Here is a 25614-nt window from a genome sequence, read left to right as displayed (position 1 = left end):
TCTTCTCCTGCCCATCGGAGATAGCCATGCTGCCTTTATTACTAGCCTCAAGCTCGGTTTACCGCCGGGAACTGCTCGCCCGCCTGGGACTGCCATTCGTCTGCAGCTCGCCGGACATCGACGAAAGCCGTCACCCCGACGAAGCCGCGGTCGAGCTGGTAAAGCGCCTGGCCCGGGAAAAGGCCCAGGCACTGGCCGACAGCCATCCAGGCCATCTGATCATCGGCTCGGATCAGGTCGCCGTGCTCGGCGAACGCATCCTGGGCAAGCCCCACACCTTCGAAAACGCCCATGAGCAACTGATGGCCGCCAGTGGCGCCAGAGTGACCTTCCTGACCGGCCTGGCCTTGCTTAACAGCCAGACCGGCAAATGCCAGGTCGATTGCGTACCGTTCACTGTGAACATGCGGGCGTTGGATGAGGCTCGCGTGGAGCGTTATCTGCGCACCGAGCAACCGTACGACTGCGCTGGCAGTTTCAAGGCCGAAGGCCTGGGCGTAAGCCTGTTCCAGAGCACCGAAGGCCCTGACGCGACGAGCCTGATCGGCCTGCCGCTGATTCGCCTTGTGGATATGTTGCTGGAAGAAGGTGTTCAGATCCCCTGAATCGAACACCAGCCGTGGCGAGGAAGCGCGTCATGCTCGAATCAGCGCAACGCCGGCCCCTGGAAGCCCATCCACATCGCCAGGTGCTCGGCAATGCTCGCCCCCAGCTTCTTCGAGAACCGGTCAAACGGCGACTCTTCGATGGTGAAATCCACCAGGTCCTTCTGACCAATTACATCCCGCGCCACGGAGCTGGCACTGCCCAGGCCATCGATCAAGCCCAGGGGCAAAGCCTGCTCGCCAGACCAGACCAGCCCGGAAAACAGCTCCGGATGCTCCTTATCCTTCAAGCGCTCGCCCCGCCCTTTCTTGACACTGGCGATGAATTGCTTGTGGGTGGTGTCCAGCACGCCTTGCCAGAACGCGGTTTCCTCAGGCTTTTGCGGCTGGAACGGATCAAGAAACGATTTGTGCTCGCCCGAGGTGTAGACCCGACGCTCAACACCCAGCTTTTCCATGGTTCCGACAAAACCGTAACCGGCAGCCGTCACGCCAATGGAGCCGACCAGGCTGGCCTTGTCGGCGTAGATCTGATCCGCCGCGCTGGCAATGTAATAGGCACCGGAAGCGCCGAGATCGGCGATCACCGCATAGACCTTTTTATCCGGGTGCAACCCGCGCAACCGGACGATCTCGTCGTAGACGTAACCCGACTGCACCGGACTGCCGCCTGGGCTGTTGATGCGCAGCACCACACCCTTGGCCTTCGGATCCTCGAACGCCGCCCGCAGGCTGCCGACGATGTTGTCCGCGCTGGCAGGCTCCTTGTCGGCGATCATGCCTTCAATGTCGATCAGAGCAGTGTAGGCCGAACCGCTCACGGCACCTTTCTCTAGGCTCATCAGCGGCGTGAACAGCATCAACGCGGCAAAAAGATAGGTGAACGTCAGCAGCTTGAAGAAAATCCCCCAGCGACGGGAACGACGCTGCTCCTGGACACTGGCCAGCAGCGTTTTCTCCAGCAGTTTCCAGCTTTTTTCGTCACCGCTCTCGGCGCTCGCCTTGGCCGGCGCCTTCCATTCGTCCGTCATGCATGCATCTCCAACAAAACTTAATCGGCACGCCGGCTCAACCAGGCGTGCAACTCAGGAAAATGGTCAATCGCCAGGCACGGCTCGAAGGCCTTCAGCGCCTCGATTGTCTGCGCGCCGTAACTGACGGCCACCGAACCCATGCCTGCATTACGGGCCATTTGCAGGTCGAACGACGAATCCCCCACCATCAGCGCCTGTCCAGGCTGCATGTCGCAATGAGCCAGGATCTGCTCAAGCATCAGAGGATGGGGCTTGCTCGCGGTTTCATCCGCGGCACGGGTTATATCGAAATAGTCGTCCCAACCATGGGCCTTGAGCACCCGATCCAATCCTCGCCGCGCCTTGCCGGTCGCCACCGCCAGCCGATAACCCTCGCTCCGCAGGGCCTGGAGGGTATCGACCACACCGTCGAACAACGGGGATGGCTCGGCCTCCAGCGCGATGTAATGATCAGCGTAATGCTGGCGAAAAACGATCAGCTCATCATCGTCGATTTCCGGGTACAGGCTGCGAATAGCTTCCGGCAACCCCAGCCCGATGATCCCCTTCACCGCCCAGTCGTCACGCTGAGGAAAACCCGTGCGGTCCGACGCAACGTGCATCGCCTCCACGATCCGACCGATAGAGTTCGCCAGGGTGCCGTCCCAATCGAATATGAGCAGCTTGTAATCAGGATGCACTCAACCGCTCCACGGTCTTGGCCCACATGTCATCCACGGGAGCCTGCAATTTCAGCTCGCCGCCGTCAGGCAACGGCACCGTCAACATATAGGCATGGAGAAACAGGCGCTTGCCACCCAAATCGCGGATTTCCTTGGAGAAATCGTCGTCGCCGTACTTGGTGTCGCCAGCGATGCAGTGCCCGGCATGCAGGGTGTGGACGCGGATCTGGTGGGTACGCCCGGTGACCGGCTTGGCCTCGATCATGGTGGCAAAGTCGCCAAAACGCCGAAGCACCTTGAAGACGGTCAGCGCTTCCTTGCCTTCTTCGTTGACCTCCACCATGCGCTCGCCCGAACGCAAGTTGCTCTTGAGCAGCGGCGCCCGGACCTGCTTGACGGAGGTCTCCCAGCGCCCACGCACCAGCGCCATGTAGCGCTTGTCGACGCCATCTCCGCGCAATTGCTCGTGCAGGTGGCGCAACATGCTGCGTTTCTTGGCGATCATCAGCAAGCCGGAGGTGTCGCGGTCGAGGCGATGAACCAGTTCCAGCTCCTTGGCGTCCGGGCGCAACTGACGAAAGGCTTCGATCACACCGAAATTCAGGCCGCTGCCGCCATGGACCGCAATACCCGCAGGCTTGTTGACCACGATCAGCGCCTTGTCTTCGAAGACAATGGCGGCCTCCAGGCGTTGCAACAGGCCCTGGGCCAGGGGCACCGGCTCATCACGTTCCGGCACGCGAACCGGTGGTACGCGCACCACGTCACCAGCCTGGAGCTTGTATTCGGGCTTGATCCGACCTTTGTTCACTCGCACTTCGCCTTTGCGCAAAATGCGATAAATCAAGGTCTTGGGCACGCCTTTGAGCCGGGCAAGAAGAAAATTATCGATTCGTTGGCCGGCATATTCCGGCGAGACCTCGAGCAGTTGAACGCCAGGGGTCGAAGGGGCAGTAGTCGTCATGGCGGCGATCATAACAATTTTTTATGGAATTGAAGCACTTAATCATTGCTGTTATAGTCGCGAACGCCGCCAAAAGTGGCTGGACAGTGGACCAGCGGTCAAAAACCGGCCCTGACCAACGCAATTCACGAGGACGAGAGGCCGTCCTACGGGGCTTTCGCTACGTAACGGTAGAGTTTGCAGGTGTAACGAGCGCAGGTGACATGAGGCCTGAGATACGCCGCAAAGCAGAGTTCTGACTCGCCTTGCGCGCCACATTCACGGCCAGTTCACAAAGTGCAGTCACCCGGGAACGACCCCGAGCGAGAGCTTCGGAAACAACGCCTAAATTAGCCATGATGCGTGACCTCCCCTTTCGGAGCTCACGGTAAATGCCAACCCGCTGCGGATTCTGCGCGCGGCAGCACCCGAATTATCAGGGATACGTGTAGGGTGGAGATGTACAACCGTCGGACTGTGTAGCACTAGGCTTATATTTAGACGCTTCATCTCGTCCACAGGCGCCGGTTGATTCCTCCTCCTGACTGAGTGCTTGAGTACCAGCAAGCAGGACGCGTCCGTCGCGACTTCGCCATCATTGGGCCGAACTCGCTGGACACTGGAATGGCACTGCCATCGCCAGGACGCACCTGACACCGACCGTGAGAAGTCGTGTGTGCCGAACGCCGTTTCCGGCAGCCCGGAAACCGACGGTACTACATGAAAAGAATGCTGATTAACGCAACTCAACCCGAAGAGTTGCGTGTTGCACTGGTAGACGGCCAGCGCCTCTACGACCTGGATATCGAATCCGGTGCACGCGAGCAGAAGAAGGCCAACATCTATAAAGGCCGGATTACTCGCATCGAACCAAGCCTTGAGGCTGCCTTTGTCGATTTCGGCTCCGAGCGCCACGGCTTCCTGCCCCTCAAAGAAATCTCCCGCGAATATTTCAAGAAAGCCCCTGAAGGTCGCGTCAACATCAAGGACGTCCTGAGCGAAGGCCAGGAAGTCATCGTCCAGGTCGAAAAAGAAGAACGTGGCAACAAGGGCGCAGCCCTCACCACCTTCATCAGCCTCGCCGGCCGTTACCTGGTCCTGATGCCTAACAACCCACGTGCCGGCGGCATTTCTCGTCGCATCGAAGGCGAAGAGCGCAACGAACTGCGTGAAGCCCTCAACGGCCTGGTCGCACCTGCCGACATGGGCCTGATCGTGCGCACTGCCGGCCTGGGCCGCAGCAGCGAAGAGATGCAGTGGGACCTCGACTACCTGCTGCAACTGTGGACTGCCATCAAAGAAGCCTCGCTGGATCGTTCCGCGCCGTTCCTGATCTACCAGGAAAGCAACGTGATCATCCGCGCCATCCGCGACTACCTGCGCCAGGACATCGGCGAAGTGCTGATCGACAGCGTCGAAGCCCAGGACGAAGCCCTGACCTTCATCCGCCAGGTGATGCCGCAGTACGCCAGCAAGATCAAGCTCTACGAAGACAGCGTTCCGCTGTTCAACCGCTTCCAGATCGAAAGCCAGATCGAGACCGCCTTCCAGCGCGTCGTCGAGCTGCCGTCCGGCGGTTCCATCGTCATCGATCCGACCGAAGCCCTGGTGTCCATCGACATCAACTCGGCGCGCGCCACCAAAGGCAGCGACATCGAAGAAACCGCCCTGCAGACCAACCTTGAAGCCGCCGAAGAAATCGCCCGTCAGTTGCGCCTGCGCGACATCGGCGGCCTGATCGTCATCGACTTCATCGACATGACCCCGGCCAAGAACCAGCGCGCCGTGGAAGAGAAAGTCCGTGAATGCCTGGAAGCCGACCGCGCCCGCGTTCAGGTTGGTCGTATCTCGCGCTTCGGCCTGCTGGAAATGTCCCGTCAGCGCCTGCGCCCATCCCTGGGCGAAAGCAGCGGCATCGTGTGCCCACGCTGCAGCGGCACCGGCATCATCCGTGACGTTGAATCGCTGTCCCTGGCGATCCTGCGCCTGATCGAAGAAGAAGCCCTGAAGGACCGCACCGCCGAAGTCCGCGCCCAAGTGCCGATCCCGGTTGCCGCGTTCCTGCTCAACGAAAAACGCAACTCGATCACCAAGATCGAACTGCGTACCCGCGCCCGCATCGTTATCCTGCCGAACGATCATCTCGAGACACCGCACTTCGAAGTGCAGCGCCTGCGCGATGACAGCCCGGAAGCCCACACCAACCAGTCCAGCTACGAGATCGCTGCTGCCGCTGCTGAAGTCGAAGACGTCCAGCCGGCCGCCGCCACCCGTACACTGGTTCGCCAGGAAGCAGCGGTCAAGACCGCTCCGGCCCGCGCCAACGCTCCGGTCCCGACCGAAGTGGCCGCTCCGGTTGCCGCTCCAGCCGCAGCCCCGGAACCGAGCCTGTTCAAAGGCTTGGTGAAATCGCTGGTCAGCCTGTTCGCCACCAAGGAAGAACCGGCTGCCCCGGCCGCCGTCGCCAAGCCTGCTGCCTCCGAGCGTCCGGCCCGCAACGAAGAGCGTCGCAACGGTCGCCAGCAGACCCGCAACCGCAATGGTCGTCGCGACGAAGAACGCAAGCCTCGCGAAGAACGTGCACCCCGTGAAGAACGCGCACCACGTGAGCCGCGTGAAGAACGCCAGCCTCGCGAAGTCCGTGAGGAAGCGCCAGCCGTAGCCCGCGAAGAACGCGCGCCGCGTCCGCCGCGTGAAGAACGCCAGCCGCGCGCACCGCGTGAAGACCGCAAGCCACGTGGCGAGCGTGAGGAACGTGTTCGGGAACTGCGCGAGCCACTGGATGCTGCCCCGGCCGCTGCTGCCACTGCTGAAGAGCGTCCGGCCCGCCAGCCTCGCGAAGAACGCGCACCGCGTCCGCCACGGGAAGAACGCCAGCCTCGCGCCGAGCAGGCAGCCGCCGCTGCCAGCGAAGAAGAAGTGCTGAACACCGAAGAGCAGTTGCAGGAAGACGGCCAGGACACCGCCGAAGGCGATCGTCCACGTCGCCGCTCCCGTGGCCAGCGTCGTCGCAGCAACCGTCGTGAGCGCCAGCGCGACGCCAACGGCAACGTGATCGAAGGCTCGGAAGAATCCGAGTCCACCGAGAACGCCGAAGCGCCAAGCGCTGCGGACCTCGCCGCCGGCCTGGCCGTGACTGCGGCCGTTGCCAGCAGCGCGATCAGCGCCCCGGCCGAAGCCCAGGCTCACGAACAAGCCGAACGCGCTACCGCCACGGTGGAAAGCGCGCCGGTTGAAGCGCCTGTCGTCGAATCCACTGCGCCGGTAGAAGCCACCGCTTCGCCAGAAGTGGAACTGGCACCGGCACGTGAAGCCCAACCTGACGCTGAAATCGCGGCCAAGCCTGCACCGATCGTCGAGGCGCCAGTGGTTGCTGCCGAACCGATCGTCGAAGCACCGGCTGAGGAAAAGGCACCAGAGCCTGCCCGCGAGGAGCAGACTGCGTTCAACTGGACAGCTGAGCCAGCCGCACCAGCCCCTGTTGTCGAGCCCGAGCCTACACCAGAGCCTGTGAAAGCAGTCGAGCCAGAGGTGATCGAGCCTGCTCCGGTGGTCGAAGCCCCGGTGGTCGCCGAGGCACCTGCCCCGGTTGAAGAGCCTGCACCTGTCAGCGCCTTGACCCCGAACGGTCGCGCTCCAAACGATCCGCGTGAAGTACGTCGTCGCAAGCGTGAAGCCGAGCGCCTGCAGAAGGAAGCCGAACAAGCTGCCGCTGCCGCCGCTCAAGCGCCTGCTGCCGAACCGGCTCCGGTCGTGGAAGAAGTCACCGAGGCAGCCCCTGCCCCGGTCGCTGAAACCCCAGCCGAACCAGCCCCGGCGTTCGACGAACCTCAGCCCACCGCTGAAGAAGTCGCACCGCGTCACACTGAAGCCCTGGAAAAAGAGCACGAGCCTAAACCTCACGCCTGATTCCACCGCCCAGTAAAAAGCCCCGCCTGGTAATGCCAGGTGGGGCTTTTTTATGCCTTTGGGCTTATCCACAAGCGCTGAGACCTGGCACAACACTTAGCTTCATGAAGATTCATTGTCGGATTCACAGCCCAGCGCACAATCACTGTCCATCCAGAGGCTTTTATTTAAAGGCCAGCGCCTCCGGCACATCGACATCCCACGTCACGCCAGGATCATCCACCGGCACTTCAAGCACCTGCGCCTCGGCAAACAATGCCTTGGCACCACGATCCCCGGTCAGTGCCATCAGCTTCGACCCAAACCCACGACCAAATCCCACCGGATGCCCATATTCCCCAGCAAGGACCGGCACGCTGATGCGATCCTCGCGGATCCCCGCCGCCACCTGCTCGATGCTCGACGGCAAGATGAAGGGCATGTCGCCCAGCACCATCAGCCAGCCATCGAGGTCCGGGCAAGCCTTTACGCCGGCAGCGATGCTGTCACCCAGGCCGGGCGAATCCAGTTCCACGAAATCGCACCCATAGGCCTGGGCCATGCGAATGGCTTGTGGCCGATCCTGGCTCGTCACCAGCACGCGCTTTTCCAGGGATGCAGGCAGATTCACCAACACCTGCTCGATCACCGATCGCACGGCACCGTCACGCCCCGTGCAATCGGCGAGCAATTTATCTTTGTCGCGGCCCGCGATCTGGCGGAAACGGCTGCCCGCCCCCGCCGCCAGGATGATCACACCGATCGACTCTCCCACAAGCCCTCCTCGCCCACGGCCTACAGCGGCTTTTTCTGCCGCAGCTCCACGCCATTCTTGATGGCGACGATTTCCGCCAGCAGCGACAACGCGATCTCCGCCGGCGTGTGGCTACCGATGTGCAGGCCAATGGGGCCGTGCAATCGTTCGATGGCCGCTGCCGACAAGCCTAGCTGAGCCAGGTTATCCCGGCGCTTCTGGCTGTTGACCCGCGAGCCCAGGGCACCTACATAAAAAGCCTTGGAATCCAGGGCAGTCAGCAGCGCCATGTCGTCCAGGCGTGGATCATGGGTCAGGGCCACAATGGCCGTACGCTCGTCGGTCTGGATGCTCAGCACCGCTTCGTCGGGCATGCCGGTAACGAAGCGGCCATGCTGCTCCTCCCAACCGTAGACGAACTCCTTGCGTGGATCGCAGATCAGCACCTCGAAATCCAGCAACCGGGCCATTTCCGCCACGTAGCGGGACAGCTGCCCGGCGCCGATCAACAGCAGCCGCCATCGTGGACCATAGATGGCCCGCAGCACCTGCCCATCGAACACCAGGGCGTCGGTTTTGCTCGCAGCAGCCAGAATCACGTCGCCGCTGGTGATCGTCAGCTCACGGGCAACGATCTCGTGGGCCTCGCAGCGCTCAAGCAGTTCGGCGACCCAACCAGGATCGCCCACCCGCTCTTCGGTCAGGCGCAGGGTGCCACCACACGGCAGGCCGAAGCGCGCCGCCTCTTCGCGGGTAACGCCGTAGGTGATCAACTGCACCGGTGGGCCGTCCGCCGGGATGCGGCCGTCGTGCAGCCGGGCGATCAGGTCATCCTCGACACAACCGCCCGACACCGAACCGATCACCACGCCATCCTCGCGCAGGGCCAACATGGCCCCCGGAGGCCGTGGCGCGGTGCCCCAGGTCTGGACCACGGTGAACAACACCACCCGCTGCCCGGCGCGACGCCACTCCAGCACGCTGCGCAATACGTTCAGGTCAACGCTGTCCATCAAGCTTTGGCCTGTTGCCAGCCTTGCAGCTGATAACGCACGGGCAAATCGCGGATACGCTTGCCGGTGGCGGCGAAGATCGCGTTGCACAGGGCCGGCGCGATCGGCGGTACGCCCGGCTCGCCGACACCGCCCAACGGCACCTCGCCCGGCGGAGTGACCAGATGCACCGCCACTTTCTTGGGCGCCAGGGACATGCGCGCGACTTCGTACATGTGGAAATTGTCCTGCTGCACCTTGCCGTCCTTGAAGCTGATTTCGCCAACCATCGCATTGCCCAGGCCCATGACGCAGGCGCCTTCGAACTGCGAGCGGATGCGCTCAGGGTTGATCTGCGGGCCGCAGTCCACGGCAATGTCCGCCTTGTGCACGATCACCGTGCCGTCATCCTTGACCTCGACTTCGAGTGCCGCCGCCACGTAAGTGACGAAGCTGTAATGCACCGCCAATCCCAATCCTCGCCCCTTGGGTAGCTCACGCCCCCACTCGGCGGCCTTCGCGGCGGTTTCCAGCACGGTGCGGATCCGCGCCGTATCGATGGGATAGCGCTCGGGGGATTCGCCGTAGTTCCAACTGTCGTTGAGGCTGTTTGGATCGATCTTGCGGTCCGGGCCCAACAACTTGAGGTGGTACTCAAGCGGGTCCTGGCCGGCCTTGTGGGCCAATTCGTCGATGAAGCTCTGGATCGCAAAACCGTGGGGGATGTTTGACACCGAGCGGTACCAGCCGACCCGCGTGTGGGCTACCGCCTCGGGGTTTTCCAGGCGCATGTTGGGGATGGCGTAGGCCATGTTCGTCACGCCCATCCCCACCTCGAACGGCGCTTCATGGGTCATGCCCGGCGCGAACAGAGCGGTGATGGTCGGGGCCACGGTGCGGTGCAGCCAAGCGGCAGGCATGCCGTCCTTGTCCAGGCCGGCCTTCAGGTATTCGGCCGAGACAGTGTGGAAATACGAGTGATGGATATCGTCCTCGCGGGTCCACTGTACCCGTATGGCCTGGCCGGGGAATTCCTTGGCGAGCACAGCCGCCTCGACGACGAAGTCGGGTTTGGACTTGCGCCCGAAACCGCCGCCCAACAATGTAATGTTAACCGTTACCTTCTCGAAAGGAATGCCCAGGCGCTCGGCCACGCGTTCACGGGTCACCTGCGGTGCCTGGCTCGGTGCCCAGGCTTCGCATTGACCATCCTTGAACCGTGCGACGGCAACCATCGGTTCCATGGGGGATTGGGAGAGGTGCGGCAGGTAATACGAGGCCTCCAGCGTCGAGCTCGCCTTGGTCAGCGCACCGTCGAGATCACCGGTGCTGCGCAGGACTTTCCCGGGCTTGAGAGCGGCCGCTTCCAATTCCTTGCGATAGGCGATGGAGTCATAGCGGGCGTTCGGGCCATCGTCCCACTCGATCTTCAGCGCTTCGCGGCCCTTGATCGCCGCCCAAGTGTTTTTTGCCACCACGGCGACGCCGCCCAGGGGTTGGAACTCAGAGGGCAACGGACGCCCTTCGATCTGCAGCACCTTGACCACGCCCGGTACTTTCAGCGCTGCGCTGCCGTCCACGGATTTGACCTTGCCGCCATAGACCGGCGGGCGCGCGATGACGGCATAGAGCATGCCGTCAAAATGCACATCAGCGCCGAAAACCGCGCGCCCGTTGACGATGTCTGCACCATCGATGGCGCGGCTCGCTTCCTTGCCGATATAGCGGAACTCCGACGGCTGCTTGAGGCGCAGGCTGTCGCGTCCCGGGACTGGCAAGGCGCTGGCGGCGGCAGCCAATTCGCCATAACCCAGCTCGCGACCCGAAGGCTGGTGCACCACTTTGTGCAGTTGCGCACGGCATTCGCTCACCGGCACCTTCCACTGTGCGGCGGCCGCCAATTCCAGCATGGTCCGGGCAGCGGCACCGCAACGGCGCATCGGCTCGTACCAGTGACGCATGCTGCGCGAGCCGTCGGTGTCCTGGTTGCCGAAACGCGCTTCGTCCGCTGGCGCCTGCTGGACCTTGACGAGCGCCCAGTCGGCGTCCAGTTCGTCGGCGACTACCATGCTCAGGCTGGTGCGCACGCCCTGGCCCATTTCCGAACGATTGCAGATCACCGTCACGCTGCCGTCTGCGGCGATACTGACATACACCTTCGGATCATCGACCGCGCCATGGGGCATGCCCTCGGCGCCGAACTTCTTCTCTTCGGCAAAGGCATCCGGCAGGCCCCAGGTGGCCGCCAGCACCAGCACGCCGGTGGCACTGGCGCCCTTGAGAAAACCACGGCGGCTGAGGTTGCTCAGCACGAAATCATCAGGCAGGCGGCTCATGCCTTGGCCTCCTTCAGGTGAGTGGAGGCCTGGCGGATCGCGGTCTTGATCCGGTTATAAGTACCGCAGCGGCAGATGTTGCCAGCCATGGCTTCTTCGATCTGCTCGTCGCTGGGGTCGGGGTTGGTCTTGAGCAGCGCCGTCGCGGACATGATTTGCCCACCCTGGCAGTAACCGCACTGGGCGACGGCGGTGTCGAGCCAGGCCTTCTGGACCACTTGCCCGACCGGATCGACGTGAAGCGCGTCGATGGTGCTGATGTTCTGGCCTTTCACTGAGCCGATCGGCGTGATGCAACTGCGCGCCGGGGCACCGTCGATGTGAATGGTGCAGGCGCCACACAGGCCCATGCCACAACCGAACTTGGTGCCGTTGTAGCCGGCCACGTCTCGAATCGCCCACAGCAGGGGCATGTCCTCGGTCACATCCAGTGGGTGATCTTTTCCATTGAGTTTCAGGGTAATCATGGGCACGCCCGCATCGTTATCGAGTTATGAGGGTCGAGCCATCTGCCGTTGGGTTATCGGTTCGGTATCGCAGACGGTCTCAGGCTAATCGGGCTCTCTTGTGCACACGCAAGCAAGCGTCTGCACCGGGCCTTGTGGATGCGAATGCTCGCATCGTCAGCCAATTAAATTAACCCAGGAACAAGCAAAACGCCCTGCACAATCCTGCACAAATCACGTTGTGCGGGTCATGCAGGGCGTTTTAGCGAACCTGATTTAGCTCTGTCTGAAGGCGAACAAGCACGGCCAGTACATCCCTCCCCCCGCTTATATCCGCAAAAAAACGGCTCCATGTAGGCAACTTCCTAAGGAATAGGAAAGCCCCTTTATAGGATGCTTCTGAATATTCAGAACGGGCGGTTTACCTATGGTATCTGCCCTTCGCCCTGCGCCACTCTGGTTCCCCTCGACAACAACACACCACGCACCATGAGCGTGGTATCCAGGGCGACCTTCGACATGCCTAACCCATTCCCGACCTTCTTCGACCACAGCCGCCACACCCTGCGAGTGTCCAAACTCAACGCCCATCTCGACGTCCTGGCCTTCGTCGGCGAAGAACACCTGAGTCGTCCTTACCACTACCGCATCGAATTCACCTGCACCGAGCGCGACCTGGCGGCCACCGACCTGCTCAACCGCTGGGGTTATTTCGACCTGTACCCCGTGCCGCCACCGCCGACACCCAAGGGCTTCACGCCGCCGGTGATCGAACCGCTGCGTTCCTTCCACGGCATCGTTACAGACTTCAAGCGACTGTCCGGCTCCAACGACGAAGCCCGCTACGAAATCACCCTGCAACCACGTTTCGCGCTGCTCGGGCGCGGCAAGCAGTTTCGGATCTACCAGTACCAGTCGGTGCCGGAAATCGTCGAGCAGATCATGCGCAAGCGCCACGCTTACCTGGGCGAGGAGTTCTATTTCAACCTGGTGCGCCAGTACCCCCGGCGTGAACAGGTCATGCAATACGACGAGAGCGACCTGGCCTTCATCGAGCGCCTGCTGGCCGAGGTCGGCATCTGGTATCGCATCACCAGCGACGATCGCCTGCACATCGACGTGGTGGAATTTCACGACGACCAGCGGCACTACCAGCGCGGCATCAAGTTGCCGTGTCGCCCGCCATCCGGCTTGACCGCCGATGGGCAGGACGCGGTCTGGAACCTGCAGACCGCCCACCAGGTGGTGGAACAAAACATCAACTTTCGCGCCTACCATCACCGCGAGGCCTATGCCTTTTTGGACGGCGAAGTCGACCACACCCGGGGCGCCAAGGGCACCTACGGCGAGGCCTATCACTACGCCGAGCCCTACACGGTGCTGGGCGAGCGCTACGCCCTGGACGAAGACCTGCAAAGCGAAAGCGGTTTCTTCTACGCCCGCCTGCACCACGAACGCTACCTCAACGACCAGACCCGCCTCAGCGGCACCACCAGCAGCGCCACCCTGGCCACGGCGCAGCGGCTCGAAATCACCGGCGGCGCACCGAAGGCGTTCGAGCCCGGCGCGGTGATCGTCAGCCTGCGTACCGAAGCGGCCCGCGACCGCAGCTTCATCGCCACGTTCCAAGCCATCCCCTATTCGGAAACCGTGTGCTTTCGCCCGGCGCTGCTGCCCAAGCCGCGCATGAGCGGCACCATCCCCGCCCGCGTCAGCCACCCGGAAGTCAACCCGCCGTACGCCGACCTCGACTTCGAAGGCCGTACAAAGTGCGCTTCCTGTTCGACCGCGACACCTGGCAAGCCGGCCGCGAAAGCGCCTGGCTGCGCCTGGCCCGGCCCTACGGCGGCGACACCCACGGCCTGCACTTCCCGCTGCAGGCCGGCACCGAAGTGGCGATCGCCTTCGAGCACGGCGACCCCGACCGCCCGTACATCGCCCACGCCCTGCACGATGACCGCCACCCGGACCCGGTCACCGCCCGCAACGAACGCCGCAACGTCCTGCGCACCCCGACCAACAACAAACTGCGCCTGGACGACACCCGCGGGCAGGAACACATCAAGCTCAGCACCGAACACAGCGGCAAGAGCCAGCTGAACCTGGGGCACCTGGTGGATGCCGAGCGGAACAAGCGTGGCGAAGGGTTTGAGTTGCGCACCGATGGCTGGGGGGCGATTCGCGGTGGCAAGGGGGTGTTTATCAGTGCGGATGAGCAGGCCAAGGCCAAGGGTGACCAACTCGACATGACAGCCGCTATTGAACAGCTGGAAAGCGCGCTCTCCCTGGCGCGTTCCTTGGCCGAGGCGGCCCGTAGCGCTCAAGCAACGCCGGGCGACACCGAAAGCCAGCAACGCCTGAACCAGGCGCTCAAAGGCTTGGAACAACCTGGCGTACTGCTGCATGCGCCAAGCGGGATCGGCGTGGTCAGCCCTGAAGCCGTATGCCTGGCCTCCGGCGCCGAAAGCGTTGGCATCATCGCTGCGCACAACGCTGATATCAGCGCAGGCCACGACATCACCGCCACCGCGCAGGGCGGCATCAGCGTAGTGGCCAAGGAAGCTGGGATACAACTCAAATCTGCCGGAGGAAAGATCGAGCTACATGCTCAAGGGAATGATCTTCACGCCTTGGCGAAGACCGATGTGAAAATCGAAAGTATTCAAGGGCGCGTGGAAATCAGCGCACCGCAGGAGCTGGTGCTCAACTGCGGTGGCGCCTACATCCGCCTGAAAGACGGTGATATCGAGCTGGGTGCACCGGGCAACGTCTATTTGAAGGCCTCCCATGTGGAAAAAACCCAAGGGGCCAGCCTGCATACCCCTGCCTCCCCATTACCGGCCGGTTATGCCGCCGGCTACACGCTGAAAGACCACGCCCAGGCAGCGATGCCGTTTGCCCGCTATCGCGTTACGACTCAACAGGGGGATGTGTTCAATGGGGTAACGGACAGGGATGGGCGGACCATGAGCGTCAATACCTTAGTGCCGGGAAATCTGCGGGTTGAATTGCCTGAGGCAGTTTACGACGAACAACTTCGCTTGATCAGTTCTAGCGGTGAGTTGGCAAGCAACCTCAAATATTCACTCACCTTGGCTGACGGCAGCACTGTAGAAGGCGTGACGGATGAACAGGGCTACACGGAGCGCCTCGTGACCGAAAAACCAATACAGGTCACTCAGTTGAAGCTCTTCCCTCCTGAAAAAGTGGAGTCTTTCTGCTGCGCGGCACTTAATGCCCAGACGTCACTGGAAGTTGATTTGAAGCCCTTGGAAGTTTCTACCAACGATACGAATGTCGGTACCTCCGCCCGAAACGTGCCACTGCCTGAAGGCAAGAAACGGGCGCTGACGGCGGGAGAGATCGCCATGGCTAGAACCGTATTCAAGGATGCAATTAACTATACGAAAGTCAAAGTGCATCACGGTGGGTGGTGGTTGTTTCTGGGGTTCCAGAATACGGCTGTTACACCCAATGGGGAAATGTACTACCCAGCAAGTACTGAGTACTACAGGGACGATTTCTCCTCAACGGGCAATGGTCGTGATAAAGCGCTGTTCATGCATGAAATGACGCATGTGTGGCAGTACCAGTTGGGTTTCCCAGTAAAAAAATCAGGCATGACGGTAACTAGCAGGGGGGCGGCAGCCTACGAATATACGTTGCATAACGACAGCACATTTTCGGAGTACAACTTGGAACAACAGGGAGAGATTGTTTCGGACTACTATTTGATCTGCGTTGAGCACGAACCAAACTCCGTCTGGAATCGCCACAATCGAACCAAAGATCCGAGCCTATTGGCACTAGTATTAAAGGACCTCATGATCAATCCGTTTAACAAACGCCTTTTGCCTAGCTGAGCAACGTCATGAGGCCTTTCATATCGGTTTTTTTCGTTGCGTCGAGCGCCCTCTCTTCTTCAGTCGAGGCGACCCCATGGGGAATGCCGGGCGAAGCGGTTATCGATTCAGATAAAGGAAAGATGTTCATTTGTATTCCAAAAGCAGCCCAGAACAGCGTAAGGATTGACTCAATATGGGTGTCCGAGAAAAGTCTACGAGAGGGGAGGCGCAAGCCAATGTGGGAAATTGAACTGGCCCAAAACGGCACGCCTATCCATCTAGAACCTGGAGGTTGTGTTTCCTATGGTTTTTTGCCGCCTGGATACCACGAGCAGGTGGCGCCGAAGGCGTTGAGACCCGGGGACACGTACTACGCGAGAATGAACCTTATTGTCGCCAACCCGGTTCGTCATAGCATACTTTTCTATGATGCGGTTTTCTGCGTGGGACAGCAGCGGGAAGGATTCTTTAATTACCGGCAGTACCAGTACGAACCTGATGGAAGAACAGTCAAGGCTGCTTGTTGAATTATCGGATTGTTAGCACTTCGCCCGGAAGAACAGATACGGAGCGAGCTGAAGAAGCGCCGGGATAAGCCCAGTTATCCCGGCCCACCAGTTGAGTCGCATGACCATGCCAAGCCCAACTGCCGATCTGCTCCCCTCAGTACCGATTAGGCTCCATCTCAAGATCAACCTGAAACCGCTCGGCAATGTCTTTCTGGATCCGTCGAGCCAGGTCCAGCAGCTCAAGCCCGGTGGCATTGCCGTAATTGACCAGCACCAGCGCCTGTAACTTATGCACGCCGGCGTCGCCTTCGCGAAAGCCTTTCCAGCCAGCCCGTTCGATCAGCCAGCCGGCGGCGATTTTCATTTGCCCGCCAGGCTGTGGATAAGCCACCAGGTCGGGGTACTGATCCTTGAGATGCGCCACGTGAGCGGCCGGCACCAACGGGTTCTTGAAGAAGCTGCCGGCGTTGCCCAGCACGGCCGGGTCTGGGAGTTTTTCGCTGCGGATACTGCAAATAGCGCGGCTGACATCACTGGGCGTTGCCTGGTCGATGCCTTGTTCGGTCAACCGTTGGCGCACCGGGCCGTACTCCAGGTGCAGATGTGCGATACGGCTGAGGGCGAAACGCACCCGCAGGATCAGCCAGCGATCCGACTGCTGCTTGAACAGGCTGTCGCGGTAGGCGAAAGCACATTCGTCGAGGGTGAAATCCCGCAGCTCGCCGGTGTAGCGATCCAGCGCGGTGAGGCCGGCGAAGACATCCTTTATTTCCACACCGTAGGCACCGATGTTTTGCATCGGCGCCGCACCCACCGTGCCGGGAATCAGGCTGAGGTTTTCCAGGCCCGCCCAACCCTGCGCCAGCGTGTGCTGGACAAAAGGATGCCACGGCTCGCCGGCCTCGGCCTCGATCACCACCCGCTCGCCTTCATCGCTGAGCAGTCGGATCCCCCGACTGGCCATGCGCAACACCAGTGCATCGATGTCGCCGGTCAATAACAGGTTGCTCCCGCCGCCGATCACCAGCAGTGGCACGTCGTGGCCGGCGGCATAGGACAGGGCTTCACGAACATCCGCATCGCTTTGGGCCTCGGCAAACAAACGGGCGCAGACATCCACGCCGAAGCTGTTGAATGGCTTGAGGCTGACGTCCGCCCGGACTTGCAAGGTCATAGCCGCCCCTTCAATTCGATCACCAGACGATCCGTGGCGCGCTCGATCAGGTCCAGCACTTGCTCGAAACCTTGCTCGCCGTCGTAGTACGGGTCGGGCACGTCATCGAGTTCGGCCTCGTAACGACGCAGGAAAAGGTCCAGCTCCGCACGGGCATTGGCCGGTTGCAAGAGCTTGAGATTGCGCAGGTTGGTGCTGTCCATCGCCAGGATCAGGTCATAAGCCGCGAAATCGGCGCGGGATACCTGCCGGGCCCGCTGGGCGGACAAGTCATAGCCACGCCGCAGCGCCGCGGCCTGGCTGCGTTTGTCCGGCGCCTTGCCGACGTGCCAGTCGCCGGTGCCGGCGGAAGCGACTTCCACCTGCCCCTCCAGCCCGGCCTCGCGCAACTTGTGGCGCAAGATGCCTTCGGCAGTGGGCGAGCGGCAGATGTTGCCGAGACAGACGAACAGAACCCGCATCAAGCCTCCAGCAGGCGACGAACGCGCTCGAGGTCTTCGGGAGTGTCGACACCGGTAGGCGGAGCGATCAGGGCGTCGGCCACGTGGATCCGCACGCCATGCCACAACGCTCGCAGTTGCTCCAAGGCTTCGGTGTTCTCCAGCCAGCATGGCCCCCACGCGACGAAGTCCTGGAGGAAGCCGGCGCGGTAGGCATAGATGCCGATATGACGGCGGAACGGCACGTCTGCGGGCAGCACGTCGGGATGCTGGGCAAAGGCTTCCCGTGCCCAGGGCAAGGTGGCGCGGCTAAAGGTCAGCGCAAGGCCATTGAGGTCGCTGACCACCTTGACCACGTTGGGATTGAACAGCGCCTGCACATCCTCGATCGGCTCGGCCAAGGTGGCCATGCGTGCCTCGGGGTGGGCCGCGAGGTTCGCGGCGACCTGATCGATGACACTTGGGGGAATCAACGGCTCGTCGCCCTGCACGTTGACCACGATTGCATCGGGCGCCAGGCCGAGTTTCGCAGCCACTTCCGCCAGGCGATCGGTGCCGGAGTTGTGGTCCTCGCGAGTCATCACCACCTCGGCGCCAAAGCCCTTGCAGGCCTCCTCGATGCGCGCGTCATCCGTCGCGACCACCACGCGCTGGGCACTGCTCTTGCTGGCCTGCTCCCAGACGTGCTGGATCATCGGCTTGCCGGCGATCAACAGCAGCGGTTTGCCGGGCAAACGCGTCGAAGCGAAGCGCGACGGAATAACAACAGTAAACACCGTAGTCATTTATCCAGGCGCTCATCGGTGGTCAGGGTGCGAGCTTCGCTCTCGAGCATCACTGGGATGCCGTCGCGAATCGGATAGGCCAGGCCGGCGCCCTTGCTGATCAGCTCGGTCTTGTCGGCGCTGAGCTTGAGCGGGCCTTTGCAGACCGGGCAAGCCAGGATATCGAGCAGTTTGGTGTCCATGAAAAAATCCCCTGGATAAAACGTTTAAGGCAAGAGTCGATCCGGCAACAGGCGCATCAGCTGCGTATCGAACCAGGCCGAGAAGGCCGGCGAAGGAGCTGCATCCACCGCCAGGTACCACCAGTCGGGCGCGGCGAAGGCACGGCATTTGACCGCGTCCTTTTCCGTCATGACCACCGGCAGGGACGGCGTGAAGCTCAAGGCCCGGACACTGTACTCGGCGTGATCGGCAAACCCGTGCGGTATTGGCCGCCAGTGTAGCGTTTCAAGGGTCTTGAAGAAACGCTGCGGATTGCCGATGCCGGCCACGGCGTGCAAGGCCTGGCCGGGTGGGAAGTGATCGAGGGCGCGCCGTTCGCCGCTGGCCAGGTTGACCAGGGCGGTAGGCCGCAACTCGAAGGCAAAGCCGTCCTCGCGATCAGCGGCGGCGCCGTTGAACAGCACGGCGTCGACCGACTGAAGGCGCTCGACTGGCTCGCGCAACGGGCCGGCGGGCAGGCAGCGCCTATTGCCCAGGCCACGGGCATTGTCGATCAGTACCAGTTCAAGGTCCCGCGCCAAGCGATAGTGCTGCATGCCGTCGTCGGACAGGATCAGGTCCAGCGGCTCGGTTTCCAACAAGGTCTGGACAGCGCGGCTGCGATCGGGATCGATCATCAACGGCACCCCGGTGCGCTGGACGATCAGCAGCGGCTCGTCACCCGCGACGTCGGCGCCCTGGCTGGCCTCGACTCGCCAAGGCAACTGCGGCGGCTTGGCGCCATAACCCCGGCTGACCACGCCGACCCGAAGGCCGCTGCGCTGGCAATGCTCGATCATCCACAAGATCAACGGCGTCTTGCCAGTACCGCCAACGGTGATATTACCGACCACGACCAGCGGCACGGGGGGCTGGTAGATATCACCCTCGCCTGCCAGGAATCGCTCGCGCTTGCCGACCACGACGCGTCGATACAACCATTCAAGTGGCCGCAGTAGCGCAAGGGCGCGATGCCCTTCATACCAGGCGGCAAGCAATCGATCGGACATGGCCATCAGGGTGCGGGAGCCGCCTCGACCGTGGTCATGCGCAGATGGCTGAAACCGAGCTTGCCGGCCGCGTCCATGGCGGTGATGACCGATTGATGAGGCGTCTTGCCGTCGGCGCTGATGGACAGCGGCAGGTTGGTGTCGCCGCCGGACTCTTTCTGCAGGGCCTCGATCAGGCTCGCCAGGTCACTTTTGGGCAGCAACTGGTTGTTCACCGAGAACGTCCCCTCGGCGCTGATGATGACTTCAAGGTTTTTCAATTGCTGGTCTTCGGCCGGCGAGCCACTGACGGCCTGCGGCAGTTCGACCTTGAGCTGGGTTTCCCGGGTGAAAGTGGTGGTCACGACGAAAAACAGCAGCAGGATGAAGACCACGTCGATCAGCGACGCGAGATTGATCTCGATGTTTTCCCGTGGTTTGCGGCGGAATTTCACTTCTTGCCCCCGGCCAGGTCCACGTCACGATCACCCTGCACCACCTCGACCAGCTTGATGGCTTCCTGCTCCATGCCCACCACCAGTTCGTCGACGCGGCGCTGCAGGAAGCGATGGAAAAACACCGAGGGGATACCCACCATCAAACCGGCTGCGGTGGTGATCAACGCTTTGGAAATACCGCTGGCCAGCACCGATGCGTTGGTGCTCATGCCAGTACCGGTAAACGCGCTGAAAATATCGATCATGCCCAGTACCGTGCCCAACAAACCCAGCAACGGGGCCATGGCAGCGATGGTGCCCAGGGCATTGAGATAGCGCTCAAGTTCATGGATGACCCGGGCCGCCGCCTCTTCGATACATTCCTTCATGATCTCGCGACCATGCTTGGAGTTGGCCAGGCCTGCGGCAAGGATTTCACCCAGCGGCGAACTGGCCCGCAGCTCCTTGAGCTTGTCCTTGTTCAGTTGCTTGTCCTTGATCCAGACCCAGACCTGCCCGAGCAAATGCTCCGGGGTCACGCGACTGGCCCGCAAGGTCCACAGGCGTTCGGCAACGATACCCAGTGCCGCGATGGAACTCAGAATGATCGGCAACATCATCCAGCCGCCGGATTTGACCAATTCCCACACAGTGACAGCCCCCTCGAAAAAGTGCGCCACTTTATCATACAGACGCCCGGTGCAGACCCGCGCCGCCGACAACAGGGTCATGTCCGATGAGCTGGGTCAATGTTCTGTCCAAGCCCCTGCGGCCAGCCGGTCACGCCAGTAGCGCCGAACGCCGGCCTCGGTATGCGCTGGCACGAAGGCACCCAGTTGCAGACGAATGGCGCCCTGCTCGGCACTGTCGAGGATCGACAGGCCCAACCTGCGGTACCGCTCCATCACCCACGGATGCGGATGACCGAAAGCATTGCTTCGTCCGCTGGAGATCAACACGGAATGAGGCTTGAGCCGCGCCAGCAGCGCCATCGACGATGAGCTGCGGCTGCCGTGGTGCGGTGCCGCCAGCCATTGGATCGGCCCCGCCAGGGGGCCTTCGAGCAAAGCGCGCTCGGCGTGGGTATCGATGTCGCCGGTCAACAACAGTCGCTCATCGCCAGCCACGACCAGCAAGACACAGGATTTCTGGTTGCTTTCGATGGCCGAAGCCCAGCGCCAGAGCTCGAACCTGACCCCGTCCCATGTCCAACTGTCGCCGCTATTGCACGGACCCGCCTGTAAATCGCCGGGCAGCGCTTGCGGATCACCGCTGATGACCCGGGTCGTTGGTAATCCGTTGCGCACGGCCTGGGCGCCACCGGCATGATCGGCATCGGCGTGGCTCAGTAACATCAGGTCGATCTCTTGCACGCCAAGCTTATGCAAGGTCGGCACGACCACGCGCTCGCCGGCATCCGCCTCGCCAAAGCGCGGGCCTGCGTCGTAAAGCAAGGTATGCCGATGGGTGCGCACCAGTATCGCCAGCCCCTGGCCGACGTCCAATTGCCAGATTTCGGCTTGGCCCATGGGCACTTCTTCCCCTGGAGGAAAAACGATCAGCAACAACATCGGCCACCCGAGGAGGCGTAGCGGCACGCCCTTGGGCAGCAACAACAGCAGCGCACCGGACGCCGCAATGCACCACGCCCAAAGCGGTACGGCGGGAGGCACCCAGGCCGGCACCTGCCCCGCAGCCAGGGCGAGCCCCTTGAACAGCAGATCAAGCAGCCCGCCGGCGATCCAGAGCAGGCTTTCACCGACGAAGGGTATCGGCAGCAACGCCGTGCCAAGCAGTGCCGAGGGCAGCACCAGCAGGCTGATCCAAGGCACCGCCAGCAAGTTGATCAACGGACCGCTGAGACTGACCGGCAGTCCCAGGATCAGCAACAGCGGGCACAGCCCCAGGGCGATCAACCACTGGGCACGAGTCCAGGTCTGCCACCAACGCCAGGGACCCAGGCGACCGCCGAACGTGAACATCAATATCGCCACTGCGGCGAACGACAACCAGAACCCTGGCCGCAGGCTCGCCAGCGGATCCAGCACCAACACGCCCACGAACGCCGCCAGCCAGGCCCACCACGGTTGCGCCTGGCGAAAGCGCAAGCGCCATAGCAGCACCAGGCCGATCATTGCGCAGGCCCTTCGCACCGGCACCTCGAAGCCGGCGAGCAAGCCGTAGCCCAGGGCCGCGGCAAAGGCCAGCGCACATGCCCAGGGCAACCACGGCAAACGCGCCGGCCAAACGCCATGACGCGCCGCGCCGGCCACCAACAAATAGACCAGGCCGGCAAGCAGGCCGATGTGTTGCCCGGAAATCACCAATAAATGGACAGTGCCGGTGTCCTGCAGCACCTGCCAATCTTCGCGGCTCAGCCCGGCGCCGTCGCCGAGGACCAGCGCCAACAGCGCACCGGAACGACCCTGGGCTTCGACGTTCGCCAACGCCTGGCGGACCCCATCACGCCAGGCACCCTGGGCCGGCTGCAGCAGCGATCCATCCTTGACGGTGCCGGTGGCGCCGATGCCCCTGCTCAACAGCCAGGCCTCATAGTCGAAGCCATGGGGATTGAGCAGCCCCGCGGGGCGCTTGAGCTTCACCGCCAGGCGCCATGTTTCGCCACTGTTGACCAGCGGCCCGCCATACCAGGCCAGACGCATCGATGTCGGCAAGCGCGTGCGCCGGGAATACGCATCCGCGAGTTCGAAACGCACCACGCCATCGCTGTGTTGCGGCAACCCGACGACACGGCCCTCGACCCAGCGGGTTTGCCCCTCCAGCGCGACGGACAGCCGATCGTCCAATGCAATCTGTGCCGAAAAACAGGCCCAGGCCAGCCCAATGAAAAAAACGCCTGCCAGGTACGCACGCGTCGGCAACGCCAGCAATGCCGCTAAAGACATGGCTGCCATCAACCAGAACGGTGGCAATACCGGTAGGAAAGTCGGAGCCAGCAGCCCCAGTGCAAGCGCGACCATTGCCGTGCGCATAAGCCCATCCTTGAGAGTTCCCTCTCAGGCTTAGACGTTCCAGGGCACCCTGCGCGTTATCAATTGTCACAAAGTCTGAATCTGTCAGCCGTAGAATCCGGACATACTTGCGGCCTGACTGCTGTGATCCGACCGAGAAGTCCTTATGCCCCGGCGCCTATTCAAACGCTACATGCCTGACCCAGCGAGCATTCGGGAACACAAATCCTTACGCTTTCTCGGCACCCTGCTGCACGACCCCAACCTCTGGCACCTCAATCGCCACTCCGTGGCTCGGGCGATGGCCGTCGGTCTGTTTGCCGCTTTCTTGCCGATTCCCCTGCAAATGCTGCTGGCCGCAGCGCTGGCCGTCACAGTCCGTGGCAACATCCCGATTGCAGTGAGCCTGGTCTGGCTGACCAATCCCATCACCATGCCGGCGGTGTTCTTCTGTACTTATCAAACCGGTGCCTGGCTCATGGACGTGCCGGCCCGGACGCTGCCTGACGAGCTGACGTGGGAATGGATCACCAATCAGCTGTCGACGTTGTGGCAGCCGTTCTTGCTGGGTTCGGTGGTGACGGGGCTGGTGCTTGGGGTGCTGGCTTACTTTGTGACCATGGCGTATTGGCGATGGTGGGTGGCGAGGCAGTGGCGGCGACGCAAGCGAAGTCGGATGTGAGTGCTTATGAAAACCGTTTCTTCGATTACCGAAGAAACGGTTTTTCATACCCGCAGGATAACGACAACCCAGGATCACCTCAGGTCCGCATACCCCGCCCACTCACCAACAACCGCGCGCATCCCACATAAAGCACCACCGTCGCCACCACCATGAAGGTAATCGCGATACTGATGCGAATGTCCGAAACCCCAAGGATCCCATAGCGAAACGCGTTGACCATATGCAACACCGGGTTGGCCAGCGATACGGTCTGCCAGAACGGTGGCAGCAAGGAAATCGAATAGAAAACCCCGCCCAGGTAGGTCAGCGGCGTCAGCACGAACGTGGGGATGATGGAGATATCATCGAAGTTGCGCGCAAACACGGCATTGATGAAACCCAGCAATGAAAAAATCGTCGCCGTCAGCACCACCACCAGGATCGTCACCCCCAGGTGATGCACCTGGAGATCGGTGAAGAACAACGACAGCAGCGTCACGATAAAACCCACCGCCAGCCCTCGCAACACACCACCCAAGGTGAACCCGATCAGGATGGTATGGGGCGAAACCGGCGAGACCATCAGTTCTTCGATCGAACGCTGGAACTTGCTGCCGAAAAAACTCGACACGACGTTGCCGTAGGAGTTGGTGATCACCGACATCATGATCAGGCCCGGCACGATGTAGTCCATGTACGTAAAGCCGCCCATGTCGCCGATCTGCCGGCCGATCAGGTTGCCGAAGATCACGAAGTACAGAACCATGGTAATGGCCGGCGGCAGCAAGGTCTGCGGCCAGATCCGCATGAAGCGTCGGACTTCACGGTAGACAATGGTATTGAGAGCGATGAGGTTGGGGCGCAGTTCGGAACTCATACGGCCACCTTCGCCAGGTTTTTTTCCACCAGGGACACGAACAACTCCTCAAGGCGATTGGTCTTGTTGCGCAGGCTCAGCACTTCGATGTTCTGAAGGGCCAGCTGGGTGAACAGGCCGGTGATGCCGACGGATTTGTCGACCTGGACTTCCAGGGTGTGGCCGTCCAGCAGCCGCGCCGGATAACCAACGAGCTGGGGGCTGACGCTCAGGTCATGCTTGAGATCCAGCAGGAAGGTTTCCACATGCAATTGGCTCAGCAGCTGCCGCATGCTGGTGTTCTCGACGATGGTGCCGTGGTCGATGATGCCGATGTTGCGGCACAGCTGCTCGGCCTCTTCCAGGTAATGCGTGGTCAGGATAATGGTGATGCCCTTCTTGTTCAGCTCGGTCAGGAAGGTCCACATCGAACGGCGCAGCTCGATGTCCACGCCCGCGGTCGGCTCGTCGAGGATCAACAACCGCGGTTCGTGCACCAGCGCGCGCGCGATCATCAGGCGTCGCTTCATGCCGCCGGACAATGAACGGGACGGCACGTCGCGCTTGTCCCACAAGCCCAATTGGGTCAGGTACTGTTCGGCGCGCTCATTGGCAATCTTCGGCGGGATGCCATAGTAGCCGGCCTGGGTCACGACGATGTCGAACGTTTTTTCGAACTGGTTGAAATTGAACTCCTGGGGCACCACGCCGATGCAGCGCTTGAGCGCGGCGGGCTCGCGGTCCAGGTCGTGGCCGAAGACATTGACCGTGCCGCTGGTCTTGTTCACCAGGGTGGAAAGAATGCCGATGGTGGTGGATTTGCCGGCGCCGTTAGGGCCAAGCAAGGCGAAGAAATCACCTTCAGCTACATCCAGATCGATACCACTCAGGGCCTGGAAACCGTTGCCGTAGGTTTTGGTTAACTGCCGTATGGACAGAGCGGAACTCATATTGGATTACGCACCAAGAAGGGGGAAAGAACACTAGATAAGGGCGCACGGCGAGCAATACAACCATGGCGTACGAAGGCAATGGTGCGTGGCGTCGTCGTGCAAGTACAGTGAAGCGTGTCGATAGTAACT

At 61.8% G+C, this 25614-nt stretch carries 21 protein-coding genes and 1 pseudogene; 5 read left to right on the top strand and 17 right to left on the bottom strand.

What is annotated here, in order from left to right; translation table 11 throughout:
• The first annotated feature begins 26 nt into the window (after positions 1-26).
• Positions 27-605, top strand: a complete 579-nt coding sequence (locus VQ575_RS07995; protein ID WP_039593648.1) for a Maf family protein — start codon at positions 27-29, stop codon at positions 603-605.
• Between the two features lie 41 nt (positions 606-646).
• Here VQ575_RS07995 and VQ575_RS07990 read toward each other — a convergent pair whose 3' ends face one another.
• From VQ575_RS07990 to rluC, 3 genes are read right to left on the bottom strand one after another with little or no spacing between them, the layout of a single operon-like run.
• Entirely contained in the window at positions 647-1636 is a 990-nt protein-coding gene (locus tag VQ575_RS07990) for a S49 family peptidase (RefSeq protein ID WP_039593647.1), read from the bottom strand.
• Between the two features lie 20 nt (positions 1637-1656).
• Positions 1657-2319, bottom strand: a complete 663-nt coding sequence (locus VQ575_RS07985) for an HAD-IIIA family hydrolase (protein WP_045156591.1) — start codon at positions 2317-2319, stop codon at positions 1657-1659.
• Entirely contained in the window at positions 2309-3265 is a 957-nt protein-coding gene (gene rluC / locus VQ575_RS07980) for a 23S rRNA pseudouridine(955/2504/2580) synthase RluC (RefSeq protein ID WP_039593741.1), read from the bottom strand. The genes VQ575_RS07985 and rluC overlap by 11 nt, the downstream gene beginning before the upstream one ends.
• Positions 3266-3964: 699 nt before the next feature.
• Here rluC and rne point away from each other — a divergent pair.
• Positions 3965-7153 carry a ribonuclease E gene (gene rne, locus VQ575_RS07975; protein ID WP_325919418.1) on the top strand — a complete coding sequence of 1063 codons (3189 nt, stop codon included), beginning with the start codon at positions 3965-3967 and terminating at the stop codon, positions 7151-7153.
• Positions 7154-7316: 163 nt separating this feature from the next.
• Here rne and VQ575_RS07970 read toward each other — a convergent pair whose 3' ends face one another.
• Genes VQ575_RS07970 through VQ575_RS07955 form a run of 4 tightly spaced genes read right to left on the bottom strand, consistent with a single transcriptional unit; the run spans position 7317 to position 11681 of the window.
• Entirely contained in the window at positions 7317-7907 is a 591-nt protein-coding gene (locus tag VQ575_RS07970; RefSeq protein ID WP_045156597.1) for a nucleotidyltransferase family protein, read from the bottom strand.
• A gap of 20 nt (positions 7908-7927) precedes the next feature.
• Positions 7928-8899 (bottom strand): XdhC family protein, encoded by a 972-nt coding sequence (locus VQ575_RS07965; RefSeq protein WP_039593643.1) that lies wholly within the window; start codon positions 8897-8899, stop codon positions 7928-7930.
• A complete protein-coding gene (locus VQ575_RS07960) occupies positions 8899-11214 on the bottom strand; it encodes a xanthine dehydrogenase family protein molybdopterin-binding subunit (RefSeq protein WP_325919417.1) in 2316 nt (771 codons plus the stop codon). The genes VQ575_RS07965 and VQ575_RS07960 overlap by 1 nt, the downstream gene beginning before the upstream one ends.
• Complete coding sequence (locus VQ575_RS07955) at positions 11211-11681, bottom strand: (2Fe-2S)-binding protein (protein WP_080942565.1); 471 nt, start codon at positions 11679-11681, stop codon at positions 11211-11213. Before VQ575_RS07955 ends, VQ575_RS07960 begins: the two co-directional genes overlap by 4 nt.
• Before the next feature lie 498 nt (positions 11682-12179).
• On the opposite strand from VQ575_RS07955, the pseudogene VQ575_RS07950 reads away from it, so the two are divergent.
• Both VQ575_RS07950 and VQ575_RS07945 read left to right on the top strand, forming a co-directional pair.
• Positions 12180-15523: pseudogene (locus tag VQ575_RS07950) on the top strand (type VI secretion system Vgr family protein).
• A gap of 8 nt (positions 15524-15531) precedes the next feature.
• The gene (locus VQ575_RS07945) at positions 15532-16032 is read left to right on the top strand and encodes a hypothetical protein (RefSeq protein ID WP_152668473.1); all 501 of its coding nucleotides are present in this window, start codon (positions 15532-15534) and stop codon (positions 16030-16032) included.
• Positions 16033-16168: 136 nt separating this feature from the next.
• On the opposite strand, the gene murB is transcribed toward VQ575_RS07945, so the two are convergent.
• The 8 genes from murB to VQ575_RS07905 all read right to left on the bottom strand — a co-directional run bounded on the left by murB (position 16169) and on the right by VQ575_RS07905 (position 23033).
• Entirely contained in the window at positions 16169-17188 is a 1020-nt protein-coding gene (gene murB / locus VQ575_RS07940) for a UDP-N-acetylmuramate dehydrogenase (protein ID WP_325919416.1), read from the bottom strand.
• Complete coding sequence (locus tag VQ575_RS07935; protein ID WP_039594051.1) at positions 17185-17649, bottom strand: low molecular weight protein-tyrosine-phosphatase; 465 nt, start codon at positions 17647-17649, stop codon at positions 17185-17187. Before VQ575_RS07935 ends, murB begins: the two co-directional genes overlap by 4 nt.
• Positions 17649-18413 carry a 3-deoxy-manno-octulosonate cytidylyltransferase gene (gene kdsB, locus VQ575_RS07930; RefSeq protein ID WP_325919415.1) on the bottom strand — a complete coding sequence of 255 codons (765 nt, stop codon included), beginning with the start codon at positions 18411-18413 and terminating at the stop codon, positions 17649-17651. The genes VQ575_RS07935 and kdsB overlap by 1 nt, the downstream gene beginning before the upstream one ends.
• A complete protein-coding gene (locus VQ575_RS07925; RefSeq protein WP_003179363.1) occupies positions 18410-18595 on the bottom strand; it encodes a Trm112 family protein in 186 nt (61 codons plus the stop codon). Before VQ575_RS07925 ends, kdsB begins: the two co-directional genes overlap by 4 nt.
• Before the next feature lie 24 nt (positions 18596-18619).
• The gene (lpxK, locus tag VQ575_RS07920; RefSeq protein WP_325919413.1) at positions 18620-19630 is read right to left on the bottom strand and encodes a tetraacyldisaccharide 4'-kinase; all 1011 of its coding nucleotides are present in this window, start codon (positions 19628-19630) and stop codon (positions 18620-18622) included.
• Positions 19630-20058, bottom strand: a complete 429-nt coding sequence (locus tag VQ575_RS07915) for an ExbD/TolR family protein (protein WP_039594048.1) — start codon at positions 20056-20058, stop codon at positions 19630-19632. The genes lpxK and VQ575_RS07915 overlap by 1 nt, the downstream gene beginning before the upstream one ends.
• Entirely contained in the window at positions 20055-20690 is a 636-nt protein-coding gene (locus VQ575_RS07910) for a MotA/TolQ/ExbB proton channel family protein (RefSeq protein ID WP_162488979.1), read from the bottom strand. The genes VQ575_RS07915 and VQ575_RS07910 overlap by 4 nt, the downstream gene beginning before the upstream one ends.
• Positions 20691-20786: 96 nt before the next feature.
• A complete protein-coding gene (locus tag VQ575_RS07905; RefSeq protein WP_325919411.1) occupies positions 20787-23033 on the bottom strand; it encodes a DNA internalization-related competence protein ComEC/Rec2 in 2247 nt (748 codons plus the stop codon).
• A gap of 145 nt (positions 23034-23178) precedes the next feature.
• Between VQ575_RS07905 and VQ575_RS07900 the strand changes: the two genes are divergently transcribed.
• Positions 23179-23694 carry a DUF2062 domain-containing protein gene (locus tag VQ575_RS07900; protein WP_039594046.1) on the top strand — a complete coding sequence of 172 codons (516 nt, stop codon included), beginning with the start codon at positions 23179-23181 and terminating at the stop codon, positions 23692-23694.
• 79 nt (positions 23695-23773) lie between these two features.
• Here VQ575_RS07900 and VQ575_RS07895 read toward each other — a convergent pair whose 3' ends face one another.
• The gene (locus VQ575_RS07895; RefSeq protein WP_039594045.1) at positions 23774-24553 is read right to left on the bottom strand and encodes an ABC transporter permease; all 780 of its coding nucleotides are present in this window, start codon (positions 24551-24553) and stop codon (positions 23774-23776) included.
• On the bottom strand, positions 24550-25482 hold the full coding sequence (locus tag VQ575_RS07890; RefSeq protein WP_039594044.1) for an ABC transporter ATP-binding protein: 933 nt from the start codon (positions 25480-25482) through the stop codon (positions 24550-24552). The genes VQ575_RS07895 and VQ575_RS07890 overlap by 4 nt, the downstream gene beginning before the upstream one ends.
• Positions 25483-25614: the final 132 nt, after the last annotated feature.

The sequence above is a fragment of the Pseudomonas frederiksbergensis genome, assembly GCF_035751725.1.
Lineage (GTDB): Bacteria > Pseudomonadota > Gammaproteobacteria > Pseudomonadales > Pseudomonadaceae > Aquipseudomonas > Aquipseudomonas frederiksbergensis_A.
This window is presented reverse-complemented; position numbering and strand designations above follow the sequence as displayed.

What these genes read in the sequence shown, in the direction of transcription:
- VQ575_RS07935 (WP_039594051.1), bottom strand. Translation starts at nt 17,649, where the DNA reads ATGCGGGTTCTGTTCGTCTGTCTCGGCAACATCTGCCGCTCGCCCACT.
- VQ575_RS07895 (WP_039594045.1), bottom strand. Translation starts at nt 24,553, where the DNA reads ATGAGTTCCGAACTGCGCCCCAACCTCATCGCTCTCAATACCATTGTC.
- murB (WP_325919416.1), bottom strand. Translation starts at nt 17,188, where the DNA reads ATGACCTTGCAAGTCCGGGCGGACGTCAGCCTCAAGCCATTCAACAGC.
- lpxK (WP_325919413.1), bottom strand. Translation starts at nt 19,630, where the DNA reads ATGGCCATGTCCGATCGATTGCTTGCCGCCTGGTATGAAGGGCATCGC.
- rne (WP_325919418.1), top strand. Translation starts at nt 3,965, where the DNA reads ATGAAAAGAATGCTGATTAACGCAACTCAACCCGAAGAGTTGCGTGTT.
- VQ575_RS07905 (WP_325919411.1), bottom strand. Translation starts at nt 23,033, where the DNA reads ATGCGCACGGCAATGGTCGCGCTTGCACTGGGGCTGCTGGCTCCGACT.
- VQ575_RS07925 (WP_003179363.1), bottom strand. Translation starts at nt 18,595, where the DNA reads ATGGACACCAAACTGCTCGATATCCTGGCTTGCCCGGTCTGCAAAGGC.
- VQ575_RS07960 (WP_325919417.1), bottom strand. Translation starts at nt 11,214, where the DNA reads ATGAGCCGCCTGCCTGATGATTTCGTGCTGAGCAACCTCAGCCGCCGT.
- rluC (WP_039593741.1), bottom strand. Translation starts at nt 3,265, where the DNA reads ATGACGACTACTGCCCCTTCGACCCCTGGCGTTCAACTGCTCGAGGTC.
- VQ575_RS07890 (WP_039594044.1), bottom strand. Translation starts at nt 25,482, where the DNA reads ATGAGTTCCGCTCTGTCCATACGGCAGTTAACCAAAACCTACGGCAAC.
- VQ575_RS07965 (WP_039593643.1), bottom strand. Translation starts at nt 8,899, where the DNA reads ATGGACAGCGTTGACCTGAACGTATTGCGCAGCGTGCTGGAGTGGCGT.
- VQ575_RS07990 (WP_039593647.1), bottom strand. Translation starts at nt 1,636, where the DNA reads ATGACGGACGAATGGAAGGCGCCGGCCAAGGCGAGCGCCGAGAGCGGT.
- VQ575_RS07955 (WP_080942565.1), bottom strand. Translation starts at nt 11,681, where the DNA reads ATGATTACCCTGAAACTCAATGGAAAAGATCACCCACTGGATGTGACC.
- VQ575_RS07945 (WP_152668473.1), top strand. Translation starts at nt 15,532, where the DNA reads ATGAGGCCTTTCATATCGGTTTTTTTCGTTGCGTCGAGCGCCCTCTCT.
- VQ575_RS07995 (WP_039593648.1), top strand. Translation starts at nt 27, where the DNA reads ATGCTGCCTTTATTACTAGCCTCAAGCTCGGTTTACCGCCGGGAACTG.
- kdsB (WP_325919415.1), bottom strand. Translation starts at nt 18,413, where the DNA reads ATGACTACGGTGTTTACTGTTGTTATTCCGTCGCGCTTCGCTTCGACG.
- VQ575_RS07900 (WP_039594046.1), top strand. Translation starts at nt 23,179, where the DNA reads ATGCCCCGGCGCCTATTCAAACGCTACATGCCTGACCCAGCGAGCATT.